Source organism: Halomarinibacterium sedimenti (assembly GCF_019312585.1).
Classification (GTDB): domain Bacteria; phylum Bacteroidota; class Bacteroidia; order Flavobacteriales; family Flavobacteriaceae; genus Halomarinibacterium; species Halomarinibacterium sedimenti.
Genome location: NZ_JAHWDP010000003.1, coordinates 62,709 through 82,443 on the forward strand (window position 1 = coordinate 62,709; position 19,735 = coordinate 82,443).

Genomic DNA, 19,735 nt, shown 5'->3' on the forward strand with positions numbered 1-19,735 from the left:
ACTAGCTTAGTTTTTTAAGGTAATAGTTATATAATTCAATTTGTGAACGGAGTTTGTCCTTTTTATTTCTACGGTACACATTGTTTTGTTTTTCGGTTATCACCCTCGCTTTTACGTTATCATTCCAGCAAATTTCGAATGTTTCCAATAATTCTTCCTGTATATCAGTATCGTAAATGGGGCAAGAAATTTCTACTCTTGTATCGAGGTTTCTTGTCATAAAATCTGCCGAAGAAATATAGTATTTTGGTTTTCCCCCATTTTTAAAAATATACAACCGAGGATGTTCCAAAAACTTATCTACAATACTTATGGCTTCTATATTTTCACTTAATCCCTTTTTCCCAGGAATAAGACAACAGATTCCGCGTACAATGATTTGAATCTTAACCCCTGCTTGACTGGCTTTATAGAGCCTGTCTATCATATTAAAGTCGGACAAACTATTTAATTTAAGTTTAATTCCGCTAGGCAATCCTTTTTTATGATTTTCAATTTCTGTATCAATTAACTGATAAAAGGCGTTTCTCGTATAATGTGGAGAAACAATTAAGTGTCTATACTTTTTTATTTGATAGTTAACTTCAAAAAAACTAAACACTTTATTAATTTCCTTTCCAATTTTTTCAGAGGCAGTAAATAGGGTATAATCGGTATAGATTCTGGCGGTAGATTCATTAAAATTTCCTGTACTTATAAAGGAGAATCGTTTCAATTTTCCTTCTTCCAATCGTTCAACCACACAGGCTTTACAATGTACTTTAAGTCCTTTAATACCAAAAATCAACTTCACACCTTCCTCTTGCATTTGTTCCGCATAAGTAATGTTTGCAGCCTCATCAAAACGAGCACGCAATTCTATTTGTACCGTTACATCTTTTCCGTTTTTGGCAGCATTAATTAATGCACTAGCGATATGAGAAACTTCCGCCAGTCTATAAATTGTAATTTTAATCGATTGCACTTTAGGATCTAGCGCTGCTTCCCTTAAAAACTTAACTACATATCTAAAGGTATGATACGGAGCGTATAATAAATAGTCCTTTTTTGCGATTTTATCAAGTAGACTTCCTTGAATATTTAACCCTGCAATGGGTAATGGTTCATTTACTTCATACAACAAATCGGTACGCCCCAAACTGGGAAAACTCATATAATCTCTCCTGTTGTGATACCGCCCTCCAGGAATGATACTATCCATAACATCAATTCCCATTTTATCTAAGAGGTAATCCAATGTGTCTTTATCGATGGTGCTGTCATAAACAAAGCGTACAGGATCACCAGAACTCCTTTTCGCTACACTTTTTGATATCTTTTCAAGAAAACTTCTACTTAAATCACTGTCAATATCCAATTCTGCATCACGAGTTATCTTTATCATATGTGCAGAAATACTTTCGTAATAAAAAATACTGAAAATATTTCCTAAACAATGACGAATTAAATCGTCCAGAATTATAATATACTTTTGCCCATTTTCTTCAGGAAGGACAACGAAACGATCGATACCACGTGGTATTTCTATTAAGGCATAATTAATTTTTGAAGGAAAGGTAGTGTCTTCATCTTGCATTACAAGTCGCACTGCTAAATATGCTGCGCTATCTTTTAAGGATGGAAATTCTTCTAGCTCAGATAACATGATAGTTACTAGAGCCGGACTTACCACACGCATATAATATTCTGAAATGAATTTACTTTGAGAAGGAGTAATTTCGGTTTCGTTAATAATATGAATGTCCTCTTTTTCTAGTTCGAGCTCTATCTCTCTAAGAATTTTAAGACTATGATTTTGTTGTTCAATTACTATCTGCGTAATTTCTTCAAGCAATTCGGTTGCCGAAATACCCCCTAACTCACTTCTTCCTCCTTTTCCAGCTTCAACAATATGCTTTATAGTAGCATAGCGCACTTTAAAAAATTCATCCAAATTATTCGAAAAAATCCCTAAAAAACGTAATCTCTCTAACAAAGGTACCTTCGGGTCTTCTGCCTCCTGAAGCACTCGAGCATTAAACTGAAGCCAGCTTAAATCTCTGTTTATAAACCTATCGTGAAGCTTCTTTGTTGACTTATTTTGACTCATTATTTTAAATCTCGAGGGAAAATGGTTTGTACTGTTGTTCCTGTAGAAATGGTATTCCACTGGGAATCATCAAATTGAATCTCAACAAACCCACACGTAGGAACGTTATCAATATACTTGTTTCCCAGCATATTTGCAACCGATGTGAACGCATGATTGTGTCCCACAATCATAACTCTGTTAAGCGAGTCATCTAAGTTTTTAATAATATCCATGACTTTATGACCGCTAAAATCATATAAAGTATGATTCACTTCAAAATTTTCATCAGTAATATTAAATGCCTTTTTAAAATACTGAGCCGTTGTCAAGGCACGGACGGCATCACTACTAATAATTTTTTTAGGTTTTTTGACTTCCTTTGAAACATAATTTGAGACTAAAATTGCATCATTATTTCCTCGTTTCTTTAAAGGTCTTTTGTGGTCAATAACATCATGTTCCCAAGACGATTTTGCGTGGCGAACCATATAAAGTGTTTTCATATGCTTTATTTATATTGTAGCTGTTAATTATGGTGCAAGGCGTTCAATAACCCAATCAATTCCTTCTAATCTGTATCTTATTCTGTCGTGTAATCTATTAGGTCTTCCTTGCCAAAATTCGAATTCTAAGGGTTTTACAATAAAACCTCCCCAATGCTTAGGCTTTGGCACTTCTTTTCCTTCATACTTTTTTTCTAGATCCTTTAGCTCTTCTTCTAAAACTTTTCTATTTGCTACCACACTACTTTGGTCGCTTAAAAGTGCTCCTAATTGACTCCCTTTAGGGCGTGAAGCAAAATAATTACTGGCATCTTCTTCGCTGGTTTTTTCAGCAATCCCTTTAATAATGACTTGCCTTTCTATGTTTGGCCAAAAGAAGGAAAGTGAGACTTTATTGTTTTGTTCTATTGCCTTCCCCTTGTCACTGGTGTAATTGGTATAGAAGTAAAAGCCATTTTCGTCATATTTTTTAAGCAGCACTACTCTGCCACGTGGAAAGCCATCCACACCAATAGTGGTAAGGGTCATGGCATTTACTTCGTCTACCCCGCCAGAATCTCGTACATTATAAAACCACGTACGAAATTGCTGAAAAGGATTCTCATTTACGGAGGTTTCATCTAGCGCTCCTTTTTTATAGTTTTTACGGTAATCGTGAAGGTTGTCTCGCATACATTAATTAACTAGTTGCAATTTACGAGTTTTAAGAAGGATGCGAAATAGCTTTCTATTTAAATTTGGGTTAAATAAGTAAAATTTACCTTTCCTTTTCAGAAAGCATTTTTTTTATTAGCACAATCTGTCCTAAATGGTAGTAACAATGTTCAATTATTCCATCTATGTTTCGTTGGTAGGTGCCATACCTTTTATCTACAAAGGATTCAGCTAATTTAGAATTGGGTAATTGTTCGACAAGCAAAGCAAAAGCCTCAGCATCTGCCCAGAGCTTATTTAAAAATGTTTCCCATTGTACTTGAGTTTCCATGGGAGGAAAATCGAAACTGTAAGCATCTTTTATATCAAGTGTGCCACCTTCGAGCACATTTTTTACCCCAGCTATATAATAGTGAATATGCTGCGATAATACGGCAATTGAGTTTAAAGAGCCTTTTCTCTTTATTACTTTTTCGAAAGGAAGGTTTTCTAGTTGGTCTTTAAAATTGGTGTTCGAAACCCATTTGCCATCTAAAACTACTTCTCGAAATCTGTTTGCAAGTTGCTGTGACATTGTCATTTGCATTTTTATCAAAAATTAATCAAAATGAAACACTTTTCCATCTTCAGCCAATTCAACAGTATCAAAATGTTGCTGAGCCTCTTCTTTAAAATCATTTAAATCTGCATACCTGCCAGAATAATGCCCCAAAATAAGTGTGCCCACTTGTGCCGCCTTTGCAATAAGTCCAGCCTGAGCCGCTGTACTATGTTTGGTTTTTTCACAAAGTTCCTCGTGAGATTGCAAAAATGTAGCTTCGTGATATAAAACGGTGCTATTGGTTATTTGAGGCACAATTGCTGGGTAATACAATGTATCGCTACAGAAGGCATAGCTTTTTGGGGGATCTGGAGGAAAAGTTACTTGAGCATTTTCAATGGTATCTCCTTTCATGTTTTTAACATCAAATCCCTGTTTTAGCTTCGAAAAGTAGCTGTGGTCAATTTTTGCCTTTACCGCAGCCTCAATATTTAGTTTACGCTCACCTTCCTTTTCTTGAAATAAAAATCCGTTAGTATAAACTCTATGATTTAAAGGAATGGTAGTTACAGAAAGGGTCTTATCTTCAAAAATAGTTTCAGCTTGATCACTTTCCAATTCATGAAACAATAGTGGAAAGTTCGTCCAGCTATTTCCTAGCTTAAGCTGAAGCGTAATAGCTTCTTTTATTCCTTTAGGACCATACACGTGTAATTCGGCTTCTCTTCCAAGTAATCTAAAAGTTGAAATTAATCCTACTAATCCAAAAAAGTGATCACCATGTAGATGCGAAATAAAGATATGCTTGATACGTGAAAACTTCACTTTATTTCGTCTCAATTGAATCTGTGCGCCTTCACCACAATCAATCAAAAACATATGCCCTTTCATCTCTAAGACCTGCGCTGTAGGATTATGGTACGCACGAGGTGTTGCAGAATGACAGCCAAGTATGGTTAATTTCATAGTGGTATTTCTGAAAGAAAATAGGATTCTAGAATCCTAAATCTCTTTCTATTTCTTCCATTTCAATAATATCTGCAGCTTCTTGAAGCGTAGGAACTACAATCATTTCGTCTGGAATATCGTCTGGATTAATTGAGTTATTGACAATGACAAAAGAATTTTTTGCGGCTCTATGCTTGGTTGAAAGTACAACTAACTCAAGCAACTCCTCTAGAGTGATGTGAGTATATTTTAATAAATCAATCACCAAATTTTTACCTTTAAAATTTGTTTTGACTTGTGTAGTTAAGAAGGGTACGAAGTCTGAAAACCCTCCACGATCATCGGCTAGGACAACATAATTGTTATGTTCACTAATCTTCATGATGCTTAATTTTTGAAGCTAATAAATATATAACCGCCATTCTAATTGCAACACCATTTTGTACTTGATCTAAAATAATTGCCTGCTTACTATCCGCAACATCACTGGTGATTTCAACTCCTCGATTTATGGGCCCAGGGTGCATCACTACAATTTCTTTATTTAAAGAATCCAATATCTTTTTGGTAAGTCCAAATTGTTGAGCATACTCACGTGTGGTTGGGAAATAGCTTATATCCATTCGTTCATTTTGAACACGCAACATATTTGCTACATCGCACCATTCTAGTGCTTTAATCAAATTTCCTTCAACCTCCACACCTAATTTTTCTATATATTTAGGGATTAGCGTTTTAGGACCACATACTTTAACTTTTGCTCCAAGTTTTTGAAGCGCAAAAATATTGGATAATGCGACTCTGGAATGGAGAATATCTCCCACTATGACCACTTTTTTACCAGCTACCTTACCTAGTTTTTCTCGTATTGAAAAACAATCTAGCAACGCTTGGGTAGGATGTTCGTGTGCTCCATCTCCGGCATTAATAATGCTTGAATTAATATGTTTTGAAAGAAACACCCCTGCACCAGGATTAGGATGGCGCATCACCACCATATCTACTTTCATTGAAAGTATATTATTTACCGTATCAATCAAGGTTTCTCCCTTTTTAACCGAAGAAGACGCTGCAGAAAAGTTAATAACATCTGCAGAGAGGCGTTTTTCAGCTAATTCAAAAGAAAGTCGGGTTCGGGTGCTATTTTCAAAAAAGAGGTTAGCAATGGTAATGTCTCGAAGTGAAGGTACTTTTTTTATGGGCCTATTAATCACCTCTTTAAAATGATCTGCCGTTTCAAAGATGAGTTGTATATCCTCTTTGGTGATGTATTTAATTCCTAATAAGTGATTGACACTTAGTTCCTTCATATTATTTTTCTATCAAATAAACTGCATCCTCCCCATCATTCTCCTTCCAGCATACTTTTACTTTTTCATAATTTATAGCATCTACTTGCCTCCCCCTGTAATCGGGTTGGATAGGTAAATGTCTGCTAAATCGTCTATCTATTAGCGTTAAGAGTTCTATTTCAAGGGGACGTCCAAAAGATTGTATTGCTGTGAGTGCAGAGCGAATACTCCTCCCAGTATACAGCACATCATCTATAAAGACCACTTTTTTATCTTCTACTATAAAATCGATTTTGGTAGTATTGGCTTCTAAGGGCTTACCGCTTCTTCTAAAGTCATCGCGATAGAACGTAATATCCAAATAACCCAGTTGCACTTTTTTAATTTTATACTCTTTTTGAAGCACATCCTTTAGACGTTCGGCTAAAAAGATTCCTCTAGGCTGAATGCCTATAAGTACTGTATTTTCAAAAGTATCGTGATTTTCAATTAATTGACAAGACAAACGGTGGAGCGCGATGTTAATTTCAGTGGCGTTGAGTAGCACTTTTTGGCTCATAGAAGTTTCTGAATCTTGTTCAGGGGTCAAATTTAAGTTTTTTTGTTGAATTATTATGCTTTCAGAACCTTTTAATAAAAAAGCCCCTCATTTCTGAAGGGCTTTTGATATAATTAAATAAAAGGAATTACTTCTTTTTCTTACCCTCCATTTTGTCTTTAATCTCTTGAAGCTTAGAGTTTGCATCACCTAATGTTGGTTTTGACTCTTCAGCTTGTTTAGCAGCAGCTTTAGCAGCCTGCTTTACAATCTTAGCTTCTTCTTCTTTGTGAATTGACATATGAGATGCAACTACTTTCTTAAATTCTTTATTGAATTCTATAATTACAAATTCTGCTTCTTCACCTTTTTTCAATTCGCTTCCGTCTTCTTTTTCTAAGTGACGTTTTGGTACAAAAGCACTAATATCTTCATTGAAGTTAATTACCGCTCCTTTATCAACCATTTCGTCGATAGCAGCAGTGTGCTTAGTTCCTACAGCAAAGTCATCTTCGTATTTATCCCAAGGGTTGTCCATGGTTTGTTTGTGACCTAAGCTTAACTTACGTCCTTCCACATCCAATTCTAATACAACCACTTCTAAGGTATCACCAATATTGGTAAACTCACTTGGGTGTTTGATTTTCTTAGTCCAAGAAAGATCACTTATATAAATAAGACCATCAATTCCTTCTTCTAATTCTACAAACACACCAAAGTTTGTGAAGTTACGTACAATACCATTGTGCTTAGAGCCTACAGGATACTTTTTAGTAATATCCGTCCAAGGATCTGGCGTTAATTGTTTGATACCTAAGGACATTTTACGCTCTTCTCGATCTAATGTTAAGATAACTGCCTCCACTTCATCACCTACATTTACGAAATCTTGAGCGCTACGCAAGTGTGTAGACCAAGACATTTCACTTACGTGAATAAGTCCTTCAACACCTTCAGCAACTTCAATAAACGCACCATAATCTGCAATAACAACTACTTTACCTTTTACTTTATCACCAACTTTCATCTCTTTTCCAAGAGCTTCCCAAGGGTGAGGATTTAATTGTTTTAGACCTAATTGGATACGCGTTTTATCTTCATCAAAATCAAGAATAACAACGTTTAATTTTTGATCTAAATCAACAATCTCGTTAGGGTGGTTAATACGAGACCAAGAAAGGTCTGTAATGTGTACTAATCCATCTACACCTCCAAGATCTACAAATACTCCATAAGAAGTAATGTTTTTTACAACACCCTCAAGTACTTGTCCTTTTTCAAGTTGTCCAATGATTTCTTTTTTCTGCTCTTCAATATCTGCTTCGATAAGAGCTTTGTGAGAAACTACAACGTTTTTAAATTCGTGATTGATTTTTACAATCTTGAATTCCATTGTTTTTCCAACATACACATCGTAGTCACGAATAGGTTTCACATCAATTTGTGATCCTGGCAAGAAGGCTTCAATACCAAATACATCTACAATCATACCTCCTTTAGTTCTGCACTTCACAAAACCATTAACTACGGTACCATCATCATGTGCTTTATTAACACGATCCCAAGCTTTGATGGTACGAGCCTTACGGTGAGAAAGAATTAATTGTCCAGTTGCATCTTCACGAACATCAATTAATACTTCTACTTTGTCTCCTACTTTTAAGTTTGGATTGTAACGGAACTCGTTTAACGAAATTACACCTTCACTTTTTGCGTTGATGTCAATAATCGCATCACGGTCTGTTAAATAGACTACTTCACCTTCTACAACTTCGTCATCTAACGTGTCAACAAAGTTTTCGGCTACTAATTTTTCGAATTCTTCTAACTGTCCTTCATCTACTTGGTCGATTCCTTCTTCGTAGTTGTGCCAGTTAAAATCTTTAAGGAATTTTTCAGGGTTTGCCTCTTTTGCAGAAACTTCCTGCTTTGGTTTTGCTACAGCTACTTCTTCAGCTACAGCTTCTTCTTTTTTTGCTTTATCAGCCATTTTAATTTAATATGCACCGTCTTAATTTTTATTAAGAAATCAAGCTTGTGCTTTGTATTCTATGTTCTTACTGAAAGGGTTGCGACCATCCCATAGAAGGGTTTGGTTTTTTATCTATTCCTTTTCGCTTTCAGATAATGTCGCCAAAAAGGGTCGCAAAAGTAATGCTTTAGTTTTGATTTTCAAAGTGTTTTGAAAAAGTTGTATTTTATAATTATTCCTTTATAAACTTCTTAGAAATAACAGAATCACTTGAAGCAATCTTAACTATGTATATCCCTTGATCAAATGAAGAAACATTTATTAGATTTTTGTTAGCAGACTTCAATAATAACTTACCACTAACATCATAGATTGAAATACTCGCTTCTTTTTCCAAGCCAAGTATGGAAATAAACAGATTTGAAGGATTTGGTACTATCGAAATAGCATTGTTAATATTATGGTTAGAAATTCCTAATTCAACATCATATTCCGAATAATAGATATTAACTTCATTATAATGAAAAATGCCACTGTCTATATATTGTATTAAATTTTGGTGTTCGTCATAATCTAATAAAGTGTAATAGTCTACATACCAATTTGTACCAGACCAATATTCGTATTTATATTCTAGTAAATTATCAAACTCATTATAAACTCTAGTTTCTTTTATATTATTTTCCCATTCATTATTCCAGGTTTCCCGTAGTTTTTCTATCCAAAGATTTGATGAATTATAGGTAAATAATATTCTATTTAAATTTTCCCAAGAATTTGATTCCCATTCTTGTGTAATTTCTTCTAAAATATAACTATTTGTATTGTAAGTAGTAAATCGTCTTGATTCGTTATCCCAATTGTTTGTTACTTCGTTCCATAAATATATCTGAGTTTCAGTAGGACTACCATTAGCATTGTTTGTATAGTCGTACTTCTTTTTAGTGTTCCAATTTTGAGTATTGTTATTCCAGTCTCTATAAATTATTTCTTCAATTAGATAGTTGCTCGTGTCATAAGCGGAGTTTGTAATGGTAATTCTATTCCATTCGTATTGGTTTTCACTAGTATACTTCTGGTACTCTGCATACATTGTCACATTTTCATAGGCATCGTACTCATATACTTTTTTTCTGAGAGTTTCCCATTCATTTAAAGTGTAATCCCAAGAATTATAAAGGTATTCTAAAAGATTCCCATTTGTGTTATATTGGTATGTTTCACTTCTGTTCCAAAACCAGTCATTACTGTCTGAATCCCACGAATATCTATTGCTTGATAGAAGAAGGTTTATATTATAAGTATTTTCAAGTCTTGACGTATTTTCCCAAGAAGAGGTATTTTCGTTCCATTGTTGACTTATTACTTCAATTTGATTGTTGTAGGTATCATATTGATAACTATATTTATTAGTATTTACCCATTCGTTAGTGATAAAGTCGAAAGATTCTATTAAATACTCTGTCACATTATTTGGGTGATTTCCATTATAACTATAGGTATATCTATTATTGTAAGCATCAACCTCACATCCCGGTTCTGGTGTATTTTTAGTTTCTCTAGTTGCAACATTTCCATTAATATTATAGGTATAATAACTTTTTGTGGGCTGGTTTTCACAAGGTTTAAAAAAATCATCAAAATAAAAATCGATAATAGAATCTGCTAAAAACACTAATGTATTTGACTCTCTATTTTGTTTTTGAAATTTTGATTGTTTTTTTAATATAGAATCTACTGAAATTTTAAAAGCATCAAAATTCAGTTTGTTTTGAGAAATACCATTACTACAAAAAAGTATAATAAAAATATATGTTGCTAAACTCTTCATTTTATAGACTATATCTAATTTAAAGTTAATAAATTACTTTTAATAAATACTATTATGATAATATATTAATTGAATAATTCAAATGCTTATACTCTAATTAATCTATAATAAAATAGTTAAAATATGTTAAATTACTACTTTGTTATACATAGTACTGTAACAAAATATTTATTGTGTCGTCTATCTAGTAACAATCATTAATCAAAAAACGAATAATTTTTAAAAACAACAATCATGAGAACATTAAACAGCAACACCTTAACAGAAAAGCCAAAAACCTCTTTAGGATTTGTATGGAATAACAAAAGGAGATACAGATAACGCTTAACTTTAAAAATCTAGCATTATGAACCCACTTTTAAGAAACCATAAAGTATTGAAGAGAGAACACAAACGGAGGGATATACACTTTCTTAAAAGAATTTGCTTCCCAAACGTAACGACAGGACCTAGCAAATACAACGAATTTTATGCAATATAAGCTAGAATTAGAATAAAAAAGCCACTCAATCGAGTGGTTTTTTTTATACCCTTCCGGCAATTCTATCTTTAGCAAGCTGCAATAACATATGAAATTGATCTTCTTGGTTGGTTTCGCTATTGTCAATAACAATAGCTCCCTCGGCAATTTTTAAAGGAGAATCTCTGCGATTAGAATCAATTTGATCTCGCTCCGTAACGTTTTCTAACACCTCTTCAAACGAGATAGTGTCTCCTCTTTCTAGTAACTCTTTGTAACGACGTTCTGCTCTTACTTGTGGGGAAGCCGTCATAAATATTTTTAATTCAGCATTAGGAAAAACCACCGACCCAATATCTCTACCGTCCATCACGATGCCTCCCTCCTTACCCATTTCTTGTTGCTGTTCCACTAGTTTTTTACGCACTTCTGAAACCGTAGCAATAGGACTTACGAATTCCGATACTTCCAAAGTGCGAATCTGTTTTTCTACATTTTCATCATTCAAATACATTTCGGCTTTCTCTTCTTTATTCTTTTTGAATGTTAATTGGATTTCCGCCAAAGAATCAATCAGTTTTTCTTTATCGAAATGTGATTCAGAAATAATTCCTTTTCGTAATGCAAAAAGAGTAACGGCCCTATACATCGCTCCAGAATCCACAAAAATATATCCCAAATAATCTGCCAGTTGTTTTGCTACCGTGCTTTTGCCAGTGGAAGAATGTCCGTCAATAGCTATGGTAATTTTTCGCATTATTGAAGGTTTATATTGAGTCCGAAAAAGCTCGTTGCAGCCGCCGAGTTATATTTTGAATAGGCGTAGCTCAGCCTAAGTTTATTCAATTTAATTGAAAATCCTGCGCTTAATCCAGCAAAGGAACGCTGTTCTATAATTCGTAGTTCTTCTGCACGTCGTAAATTATATCCCAATCGTAAGTTAAAACCACTTTCTGGAAAAAGCTCGATTCCTACTATCATATGCCGAAAAGCATTATCGACAAAGGTGATTTTTTCGGATGTAGTGTTGCCCTCCAAGTCAATTTCATCACGATTAGGATTTGCAAAAGCAATATTCCACGTTTGCATATTTTCCAATGTAAAATGCCAACGAATAGGTATATTTTGTAGTGTTTGTGAGATTCCTAATACAACTTCAAAAGGTAATTTTTCGATGGTATTCTCGTATGGTTGAATTTGTGTTCCTAAATTTCTGGCTACTGCCGTAATATGTAAATCCCAATCTTCATAAACATACATCACCGCGACATCCACGGCCACACCAAAAGAACTGTATTGTTCTAGTTTTGAAGAAATAAATTTGACATTCCCTCCAATATGAAAATTAGTGAAAGCAATATTTCTAGCGTGCCCAAAAGAAAGCGCTACTTCACCTCCACCAAAGCTATTGGTAGCATTTCCTTGTTCATCGTAGCCGTCAAATTTTCCGTAGTTAATGTAGGTTATCCCTGTATGCAATACTTGTGTTCGTCGATCCCATAAATAGGCATAGGAAGCTGTTCCGTAGTTTACATCACCAATATAGTTATTGTAATTTAGGGAAAGTTGATTATCCATTTCTGGATTAATACTTGCTGGATTGTAGATAGCTTGGGTAGGATCATAGTCGTAATTTGTTACTACTTTCCCTCCTAACGCTACTTGTCGTGGTGAAATACCCAAATTTAGAAATTGATAGGTTGCTCTACCTCCTACTTGAGCAAAAGATGCTGTAGCAATAAAAAGGCAACCTAATAAAGTGAGTTTTTGAACCATTAACCTAGTAAACGTTCCTTGGAGTTTAAACGACTACAATGATAATTTATTTTCGGCGAGTAAAAAAGGATTATCCTTTCATCATTTTTATGAATTTAAAGCTTTTTGGGGTTTTTCACCTTTTGCTTGGTAAGCGCCACATCTAATACTTCACTCATTTCTTTTACATAATGAAAAGTCAATCCTTTAAGATATTCAGGTTTTATTTCCTCAATATCTCGCCGATTATCCTCACAAAGAACAATTTCTTTAATTCTAGCACGCTTTGCAGCTAATATTTTTTCCTTAATTCCACCCACAGGAAGCACTTTTCCACGAAGGGTAATTTCACCCGTCATGGCGAGACTTTTCTTTACTTTTCGCTGTGTAAATAAAGACACTAAGGAGGTTAACATCGTAATTCCAGCACTAGGGCCATCCTTAGGTGTAGCTCCTTCGGGAACGTGAATATGAATATTGTAATTTTCAAAAACATCCGGATTAATATCCAGTTTTTCAGCATTCGATTTAATGTATTCCAGTGCAATGGTGGCAGATTCTTTCATTACAGTTCCCAAATTACCTGTCATGTTTAAGGTTCCTTTTCCTTTGGAAATTGCCGATTCAATAAATAAAATATCACCTCCCACTCTTGTCCAAGCCAATCCAGTGACAACACCAGCCACATCATTATTTTCATATTTATCACGCTCCATTTTAGGCGCTCCTAACACCTCAATGATCATTTTATTTGAGACAGTCACTTGGTACTCTTCTTCCATGGCAATTTTCATAGTCGCATGACGTACCATTTTTGCAATTTGCTTCTCTAAGGTACGCACACCACTCTCCCGTGTATAGCCTTCCACAATTTTTTCTAATTGAGGTTTCCCTATTTTTAAATGTGCGGTTGAAAGTCCGTGTTCTTTTAATTGCTTTGGAAGCAAATGTCTTTTTGCTATTTCAACTTTCTCTTCAATAGTATATCCTGAAACGTTGATAATCTCCATTCGGTCTCTTAACGCCGGCTGAATGGTACTTAAACTATTGGATGTTGCAATAAACATTACTTTAGATAAGTCGTATCCCAACTCCAAAAAGTTGTCGTAAAAGGCACTGTTCTGTTCTGGATCGAGCACTTCCAACATTGCCGATGAAGGATCCCCTTGACTCCCTACCGAAAGTTTATCGATTTCATCCAAAACAAATACAGGATTGCTTGTTCCTGCTTTTTTAATGCTTTGCACAATGCGTCCTGGCATAGCTCCAATATACGTCTTACGGTGGCCTCTAATTTCGGCCTCGTCACGTAAGCCCCCTAAAGACATACGCACATATTTTCGACCTAATGCTTCGGCAATGGATTTTCCTAAAGAGGTTTTACCCACTCCTGGAGGTCCATACAAACAAAGTATGGGTGATTTCATATCATTCCGAAGTTTTAAAACGGCTAAATATTCTATAATACGTTGTTTTACATCATCCAATCCATAATGATCTCTATCTAGGATTTTTCTGGCGCGTTTTAAATCGAATTTATCTTTGCTAAATTCATTCCATGGCAGTTCTAGCAGTAAATCCAAATAATTTCTTTGAATGCTGAATTCTGCCACCTGCGGATTCATACGCTGAAGCTTTGCAATCTCCTTTTCAAAATGTTTTTTTACATCTTCATTCCATTTTTTTGTTTTGCTTCTCGCCCGCATTTCTTCAATTTCAACTTCATGAGAAGGACCACCCAACTCCTCTTGAATGGTTTTCATTTGTTGCTGAAGGAAATACTCGCGCTGTTGTTTTGAAATATCACTTTCCACTTTCGACTGAATATCCATTCTAAGGGAAAGTTTTTGTAGTTCAATGTTAAGATATTTCAAAGTTTCCATGGCTCGTTCCTGCAGGTCATTAATCTCCAGCAATTGTTGTTTTTCTTTTACTGAAATATTCAAATTGGAGCACACAAAATTGATTAAGAAAGGAACACTTTCAATATTTTTAATTGCAAAAGCCGCATCCGACGGAATGTTCGGGCTGTCTTTAATAATATCTATTGCCAATTCTTTTATTGTGTCTATCACAGCGCTAAAATGTTTGTCATCTTTCGCAGGCCGTGCTTCGGCAACTTCTTTAATTGTTGCTGTTAAATAAGGGTCTGTCGTGACCAGTTGTGAAACTTCAAATCTTTTTTTACCTTGAATAATAACGGTTGTATTGCCATCTGGCATTTTTAATACCCGTAGTATTCTAGCAACAGTTCCTACGGTATTTATGTCTTCAAATCCCGGGTTTTCTTTGGTTTCATCTTTTTGGGAAACTACTCCAATAACCTTACTTCCCTTGTTAGTTTCATTGATGAGTTTAATGGACTTATCTCTTCCTGCAGTAATAGGAATCACCACACCAGGGAAAAGTACCGTATTTTTTAATGGTAATATTGGAAGTGTTTCTGGCAAATCTTCTTTTGCCATGGCATCCTCATCTTCGGGCGTCATTAAAGGAATTAACTCGGCATCTTCATTTAAATCTTGAAATGACAAACTGTCTATGGATATCAATTTTGTTTTCGTCATAATAATTTTTAAGACATTCTGTCGCAAAAATAGAATTTGCAACGGTCTTCTTTAGTAAATTAGTGTCTTATATGCGCTCTAAAGGGTTGAATAATCAACTTTTAAGCTATTTTTTTCAATCCTATAATTCAATAGTTATGCCAGCTCATAAATTTTTCATTTTAAAGTGTAACATTTTTAATCCCTGTATATCTCTATACTAAACAATTGTTTTTTTGGCACTAACCGATCAAAAAATAGAATCATTACTCGCTCTTTGTCAGAAGGGAAATCAGTTGGCACAATTAGAAGTGTACAATCGTTACAGTAAGGCCATGTATAATACGGCATTACGCATTGTTAAAAACGAAGTCGAAGCCGAAGATGTTATGCAAGAATCGTTTATAGCAGCATTTAGCAAATTAGATTCTTTTAAAGGTACAGCAACCTTTGGGTCTTGGTTAAAGCGAATAGTCATTAACAATAGCATTGTACAATATAGAAAGGGCCAACGATTTACAGAATTGTCAGAATATGATTTAAAAGAAGAAGCCGAAGAAGGTTTTGGAATTGAAAGCGAAGACTATGGCAGCACCAAAGTAGCAGAACTACTCCACTGCCTGGAAACACTTCACGAAAATTACAAAACAATACTTACACTTCATTTTATTGAAGGATATGATTACGAAGAAATTTGTGATATTCTTCAAATAAGTTATGCCAATTGTAGAACAATGATTTCCAGAGCCAAAGAAAGTTTAAGAACTAAGTTAACCGTAAGCGCATGAAAGAAAATGACTCCATAGAAAAATTATTTGAAAGATTACAAGATTCCTTCAATACGGAAGAGATACCTGTAGGACATCAACAACGATTTATAGAAAAATTGAAGTCACAACATCCACCCAAAACTCAAATGTTTTGGTGGAAGCCATTATCCATAGCTGCATCCATTCTTTTAGTAATAGGAATAAGCTTTTATGGCTTGATCCAAAAAGAAAAAACAGCAGATTTGGCTAGTATTTCTCCTGAAATGGAAAAAACGCAGTCTTTCTTTGTATCAACCATCAATCAAGAAATCGAAACATTAAAAAGCTTTCAGGATGAGGATACAAAACATCTCGTCCAAGATGCCCTAAAACGGCTTGAAGTCTTGGAAGAGAACTACGAAAAACTAAAAATTGATTTGATGCAAAGCGGAAACGACAAGCGAGTTGTGGCTGCTATGATTGCTAATTTTCAAAGCCGAATTGACATTTTAGAACAGGTATTTTCAACCATGGAAGAAGTAAAAACACTTAAAGCAAATAACAATGAAACAACTATTTAACATATGCCTATTGGTCTTGCTAGTCCCAGCATTAGTTTCGGCCAATATTGACCCCAAATTCAATGGGAAATATACCAAAGAGAAAAAACTAAAAAAAGAGTTTGCAGTAAATGCCGAAGCAGGACTCACTGTGGATAACAGTTACGGAAATATTGATATTGTCACTTGGAACGAAAACCGTATCGTCATTGAAGTGCATATTCGCACTAATGGTAACGACGAAGAACGTGTACAAGAAAAACTGGACAATATTGATGTAGATTTTTCTGGTAGTGCTTCAAAAGTTACCGCAAAAACTATTTTTAAAGATCGTAAAAATTCATCTTGGAGTTTCTGGGGTAACAACAATAACAAAAATGTACATATGGAGATTAATTACACCATAAAAATGCCCGTTACTAATAGCGTAGATTTAAATAATGACTATGGAAGCATTAACATTAATGAAATTAAAGGGAATGCGAAGATTAACTGTGATTATGGTCAATTAAACCTTGGAAGACTTTTAGCAGATAATAACTACCTCAATTTCGACTATACCAAAAATTCTACCATAAGCTATATGAAAAGCGGAAAGATAAATGCAGATTATTCTAGCTTTACTTTAGATAAGGTAGAGTATCTTGAGTTAAATGCAGATTATACCAACTCTGAAGTTAACGAAGTAGGGAGCATTAATTACAACAATGATTATGGTAAACTAAACATTGGAAAAGTAGGAAAACTTTTAGGGCGTGGTGATTACATTCCATTAAGAGTAGATGTATTAACCGAAAGTCTAAATGTAAATACAGATTATGGCTCGGTTACTGTAGATAGAATGAAATCTTCTGTAAAAGATGTTACTATTGATTCAGATTATGCCGGGGTTAAACTGTATTATGATAGTGATGCAAACTTTAATTTTTACATAGACCTATCCTATGCAGGCCTAAATGGTGAAGAGGACTTGGAGATTACCAAAACTTCGAAAGATTATTCAAGTAAGACCTACAGCGGTTATTACGGTAGAAAAGATTCGGGAAATACAATAAATATTAATTCAGGATATGGGGGCGTAACCCTTAAAAAACTTTAAAACTAAAAACTATGCAAACTATCTTAAAATCAATCATGTGTGCTGGACTATTACTTTATTCAGTGACCGAAAGTAATGCCCAATGGGGACATAACAAAGTGGTCGGCGACGGGAATGTAACCACCAAATCTGTATCCACTGGGGGTTATGACGAGATTAAAGTGGTCGGCTCCATGGATGTTCATCTAGAAAAAGGAACCGAAGGAAATATATCTGTAACTACCGATAGCAATTTACACGACTATATAGTGATAGAGGTAAAAGGAGAAGAATTGGTCATAAAAACGAAAAAAGGATACAATTTGAAAACCAAAAAAGGGATTCACGTTACGGTACCCTTTCAGGATATTTCTGAAGTAAGTCTTACAGGTTCTGGGGATGTAGACACAAAAGATACCATAAAAGCGAATGAATTTGAAGTATCTGTAACAGGCTCTGGAGATATTAATTTAACTGTAGAAGCACAAAGCATTGAAACAAGTATAACAGGTTCAGGAGATGTTGTTTTAAAGGGTTCTACTAATAGCCTTGCTGTAACGGTTACTGGAAGTGGAGACTTTAAAGGGTTCGACCTACAATCCAACAATACCGAAGCGCGTGTAAGCGGGTCGGGCGATATACAAGTGGTAGCTAAACAAAGTATAAATGCACGGGTAAGCGGATCTGGTGATATAGTTTATAAAGGAAATCCTGAAAAAAGTGATACTAAAACATCTGGTTCTGGTGATATTACTTCTTATTAAAATCAAAATAACAATTCAAATAAAAAGCCACTCAATGAGTGGCTTTTTTTATAATTTAATATTTCTACATTATTGTAGTGTAATTACAAAATACCCATTGGTAACTTCATAAACTGTGGGATCATTCTCTAAAGGATCGACGGCTGAAAAACTAAACGCTCCTTCTAAAACTCCGCTACTGTATTCATAGCTAAAAATTGACAGAGTTCCTGGATTTGATTTAAAAAGAATGGAACTTCCTATATTAGGATTATGAATACCCACTACTTCATCTCCGTTAGTAAAGAATGGCGACATTTCATAGGTTCCTACTTGAATATCTATAGGAAAAGAAATAGTTAGGCTTCTATTGGTAACTGAATCTATTGTTGTAATGTTAATTATGGTCTGTCCATTAAATGGATTTTGAGTAACTTCAATAGAATCATAAGTGTATTCTTCACCATCTATATCTGCGGTAAATGTGTCTTCTACTCCACCACTATTTTCAATAAAATCGATTGTAAACGTTCCTTCAGTAACTTCTACGATTTCACCTCCATCAATAGGATCTTGTCCCATAAAAGAGAAAGTAGCTGTCATTTTACCTGTATTTGCTCCAAACTCCGTAAAGGTAATGGTTCCGGTTTCTGGAATAGCAGTTAAAGATTCGCCTCCTGCCGCATCATTATAACTTGCAAAGAGTATGGCTCCATTTGAAATTGGCATATCTGCTGGCGGAAACGTATACGTACCAACACCACCAATATTTTCAGGAATATCTATTCTAATTTGCGCACCATTTGCCGTGGTGGCAACAATATTTACCATTGGCGTGTCATAAACAGTTACTCGAGTTACCTCAATGGTTTCTTCTACAAACTCTAACAAATCGACTTTAGCAAAGAAACTAGTTTCAGGATCTACATTTCCTCCTCCAGATGTTTCACATTCGTTAGGCAAGGCACTACCACTAACTAGATTAAAAGCAACACCGGTAAAAACCCCATTTGTTACAACAACAAATTCATTAGTAGCATTTACTTGTCTAATGGCATTAAACTGAAAAGTTCCTGCAATCTTTAGGTCTTCAGATTCTAGTGCGATTATTCTTGCCGATCCAGATCCTCCAACGGAACCTAAACTAGAAAACGAATCATTATCATTCACTATTGCATATTCTGCAGTGCTACTCTGTAAAGATAAATCGTAAGTACAAATTCCAACATTTTCAATTAATAAGGTAACCACATTTCCCCCGGCATCAGTAGCCTTTAAGTTTAAAACACCATCTGTAAGTTCGGCTGTTACTGCAGTAGCTACAAAATTTTCACCATCTATGGTCGCAGAGAATTCGCCGTTTCCAGTTCCAGTCTCGTCTGTAATAAATTCTCCTTCTAAAGTCTCGTTGGTACAACTTGAAAAACTTAATGCAAATAGGGCTAAGAGCATCCAGTTTAAAATAATCGCTTTTTTCATAAAGTAAGTAAGTTA

Annotated in this window: 18 protein-coding genes; 4 read left to right on the forward strand and 14 right to left on the reverse strand. The window is 34.8% G+C overall.

Translation table 11 applies throughout. The annotated features are described in order from the left end of the window. Window position 1: 1 nt before the first annotated feature. The 13 genes from ppk1 to lon form a co-directional block, all read right to left on the reverse strand. Window positions 2-2,089, reverse strand: coding sequence for a polyphosphate kinase 1 (gene ppk1, locus KXJ69_RS07410; protein ID WP_219052368.1), 2,088 nt, complete (start codon window positions 2,087-2,089; stop codon window positions 2-4). Continuing rightward, on the reverse strand, window positions 2,089-2,574 hold the full coding sequence (locus tag KXJ69_RS07415) for a SixA phosphatase family protein (RefSeq protein ID WP_219052369.1): 486 nt from the start codon (window positions 2,572-2,574) through the stop codon (window positions 2,089-2,091). Before KXJ69_RS07415 ends, ppk1 begins: the two co-directional genes overlap by 1 nt. 27 nt (window positions 2,575-2,601) lie before the next feature. Further along, complete coding sequence (pdxH, locus tag KXJ69_RS07420; protein ID WP_219052370.1) at window positions 2,602-3,246, reverse strand: pyridoxamine 5'-phosphate oxidase; 645 nt, start codon at window positions 3,244-3,246, stop codon at window positions 2,602-2,604. An 85-nt stretch (window positions 3,247-3,331) separates the two neighbouring features. Next, window positions 3,332-3,802 (reverse strand): DinB family protein, encoded by a 471-nt coding sequence (locus KXJ69_RS07425; protein WP_308701034.1) that lies wholly within the window; start codon window positions 3,800-3,802, stop codon window positions 3,332-3,334. A gap of 24 nt (window positions 3,803-3,826) precedes the next feature. Then, window positions 3,827-4,735 carry a ribonuclease Z gene (locus KXJ69_RS07430; protein ID WP_219052372.1) on the reverse strand — a complete coding sequence of 303 codons (909 nt, stop codon included), beginning with the start codon at window positions 4,733-4,735 and terminating at the stop codon, window positions 3,827-3,829. A gap of 28 nt (window positions 4,736-4,763) precedes the next feature. Next, on the reverse strand, window positions 4,764-5,099 hold the full coding sequence (locus KXJ69_RS07435) for a ribonuclease Z (RefSeq protein ID WP_219052373.1): 336 nt from the start codon (window positions 5,097-5,099) through the stop codon (window positions 4,764-4,766). After that, complete coding sequence (locus KXJ69_RS07440) at window positions 5,089-6,027, reverse strand: aspartate carbamoyltransferase catalytic subunit (protein ID WP_219052374.1); 939 nt, start codon at window positions 6,025-6,027, stop codon at window positions 5,089-5,091. The genes KXJ69_RS07435 and KXJ69_RS07440 overlap by 11 nt, the downstream gene beginning before the upstream one ends. Window position 6,028: 1 nt before the next feature. Next, a complete protein-coding gene (pyrR, locus tag KXJ69_RS07445) occupies window positions 6,029-6,568 on the reverse strand; it encodes a bifunctional pyr operon transcriptional regulator/uracil phosphoribosyltransferase PyrR (protein ID WP_219052950.1) in 540 nt (179 codons plus the stop codon). Window positions 6,569-6,695: 127 nt separating this feature from the next. Beyond that, the gene (gene rpsA, locus KXJ69_RS07450) at window positions 6,696-8,537 is read right to left on the reverse strand and encodes a 30S ribosomal protein S1 (protein ID WP_219052375.1); all 1,842 of its coding nucleotides are present in this window, start codon (window positions 8,535-8,537) and stop codon (window positions 6,696-6,698) included. Between the two features lie 214 nt (window positions 8,538-8,751). Next, the gene (locus KXJ69_RS07455) at window positions 8,752-10,350 is read right to left on the reverse strand and encodes a T9SS type A sorting domain-containing protein (RefSeq protein ID WP_219052376.1); all 1,599 of its coding nucleotides are present in this window, start codon (window positions 10,348-10,350) and stop codon (window positions 8,752-8,754) included. 524 nt (window positions 10,351-10,874) lie between these two features. Next, a complete protein-coding gene (gene cmk / locus KXJ69_RS07460) occupies window positions 10,875-11,567 on the reverse strand; it encodes a (d)CMP kinase (RefSeq protein ID WP_219052377.1) in 693 nt (230 codons plus the stop codon). Beyond that, complete coding sequence (gene porQ, locus KXJ69_RS07465) at window positions 11,567-12,586, reverse strand: type IX secretion system protein PorQ (protein ID WP_219052378.1); 1,020 nt, start codon at window positions 12,584-12,586, stop codon at window positions 11,567-11,569. Before porQ ends, cmk begins: the two co-directional genes overlap by 1 nt. Window positions 12,587-12,681: 95 nt before the next feature. Beyond that, window positions 12,682-15,132 carry an endopeptidase La gene (gene lon / locus KXJ69_RS07470; protein ID WP_219052379.1) on the reverse strand — a complete coding sequence of 817 codons (2,451 nt, stop codon included), beginning with the start codon at window positions 15,130-15,132 and terminating at the stop codon, window positions 12,682-12,684. A 215-nt stretch (window positions 15,133-15,347) separates the two neighbouring features. Here lon and KXJ69_RS07475 point away from each other — a divergent pair, with 215 nt between their 5' ends. Genes KXJ69_RS07475 through KXJ69_RS07490 form a run of 4 tightly spaced genes read left to right on the forward strand, consistent with a single transcriptional unit; the run spans window position 15,348 to window position 18,262 of the window. Then, window positions 15,348-15,899, forward strand: coding sequence for an RNA polymerase sigma factor (locus KXJ69_RS07475; protein ID WP_219052380.1), 552 nt, complete (start codon window positions 15,348-15,350; stop codon window positions 15,897-15,899). Then, window positions 15,896-16,441: a hypothetical protein gene (locus KXJ69_RS07480; RefSeq protein ID WP_219052381.1), complete on the forward strand. Its 546-nt coding sequence runs from the start codon at window positions 15,896-15,898 to the stop codon at window positions 16,439-16,441. The genes KXJ69_RS07475 and KXJ69_RS07480 overlap by 4 nt, the downstream gene beginning before the upstream one ends. Then, window positions 16,425-17,519 (forward strand): hypothetical protein, encoded by a 1,095-nt coding sequence (locus KXJ69_RS07485; protein ID WP_219052382.1) that lies wholly within the window; start codon window positions 16,425-16,427, stop codon window positions 17,517-17,519. The genes KXJ69_RS07480 and KXJ69_RS07485 overlap by 17 nt, the downstream gene beginning before the upstream one ends. 11 nt (window positions 17,520-17,530) lie before the next feature. Further along, complete coding sequence (locus KXJ69_RS07490) at window positions 17,531-18,262, forward strand: head GIN domain-containing protein (protein ID WP_219052383.1); 732 nt, start codon at window positions 17,531-17,533, stop codon at window positions 18,260-18,262. 69 nt (window positions 18,263-18,331) lie between these two features. On the opposite strand, the gene KXJ69_RS07495 is transcribed toward KXJ69_RS07490, so the two are convergent. Continuing rightward, the gene (locus KXJ69_RS07495) at window positions 18,332-19,720 is read right to left on the reverse strand and encodes a DUF6252 domain-containing protein (RefSeq protein WP_219052384.1); all 1,389 of its coding nucleotides are present in this window, start codon (window positions 19,718-19,720) and stop codon (window positions 18,332-18,334) included. Between the last annotated feature and the right edge of the window lie 15 nt (window positions 19,721-19,735).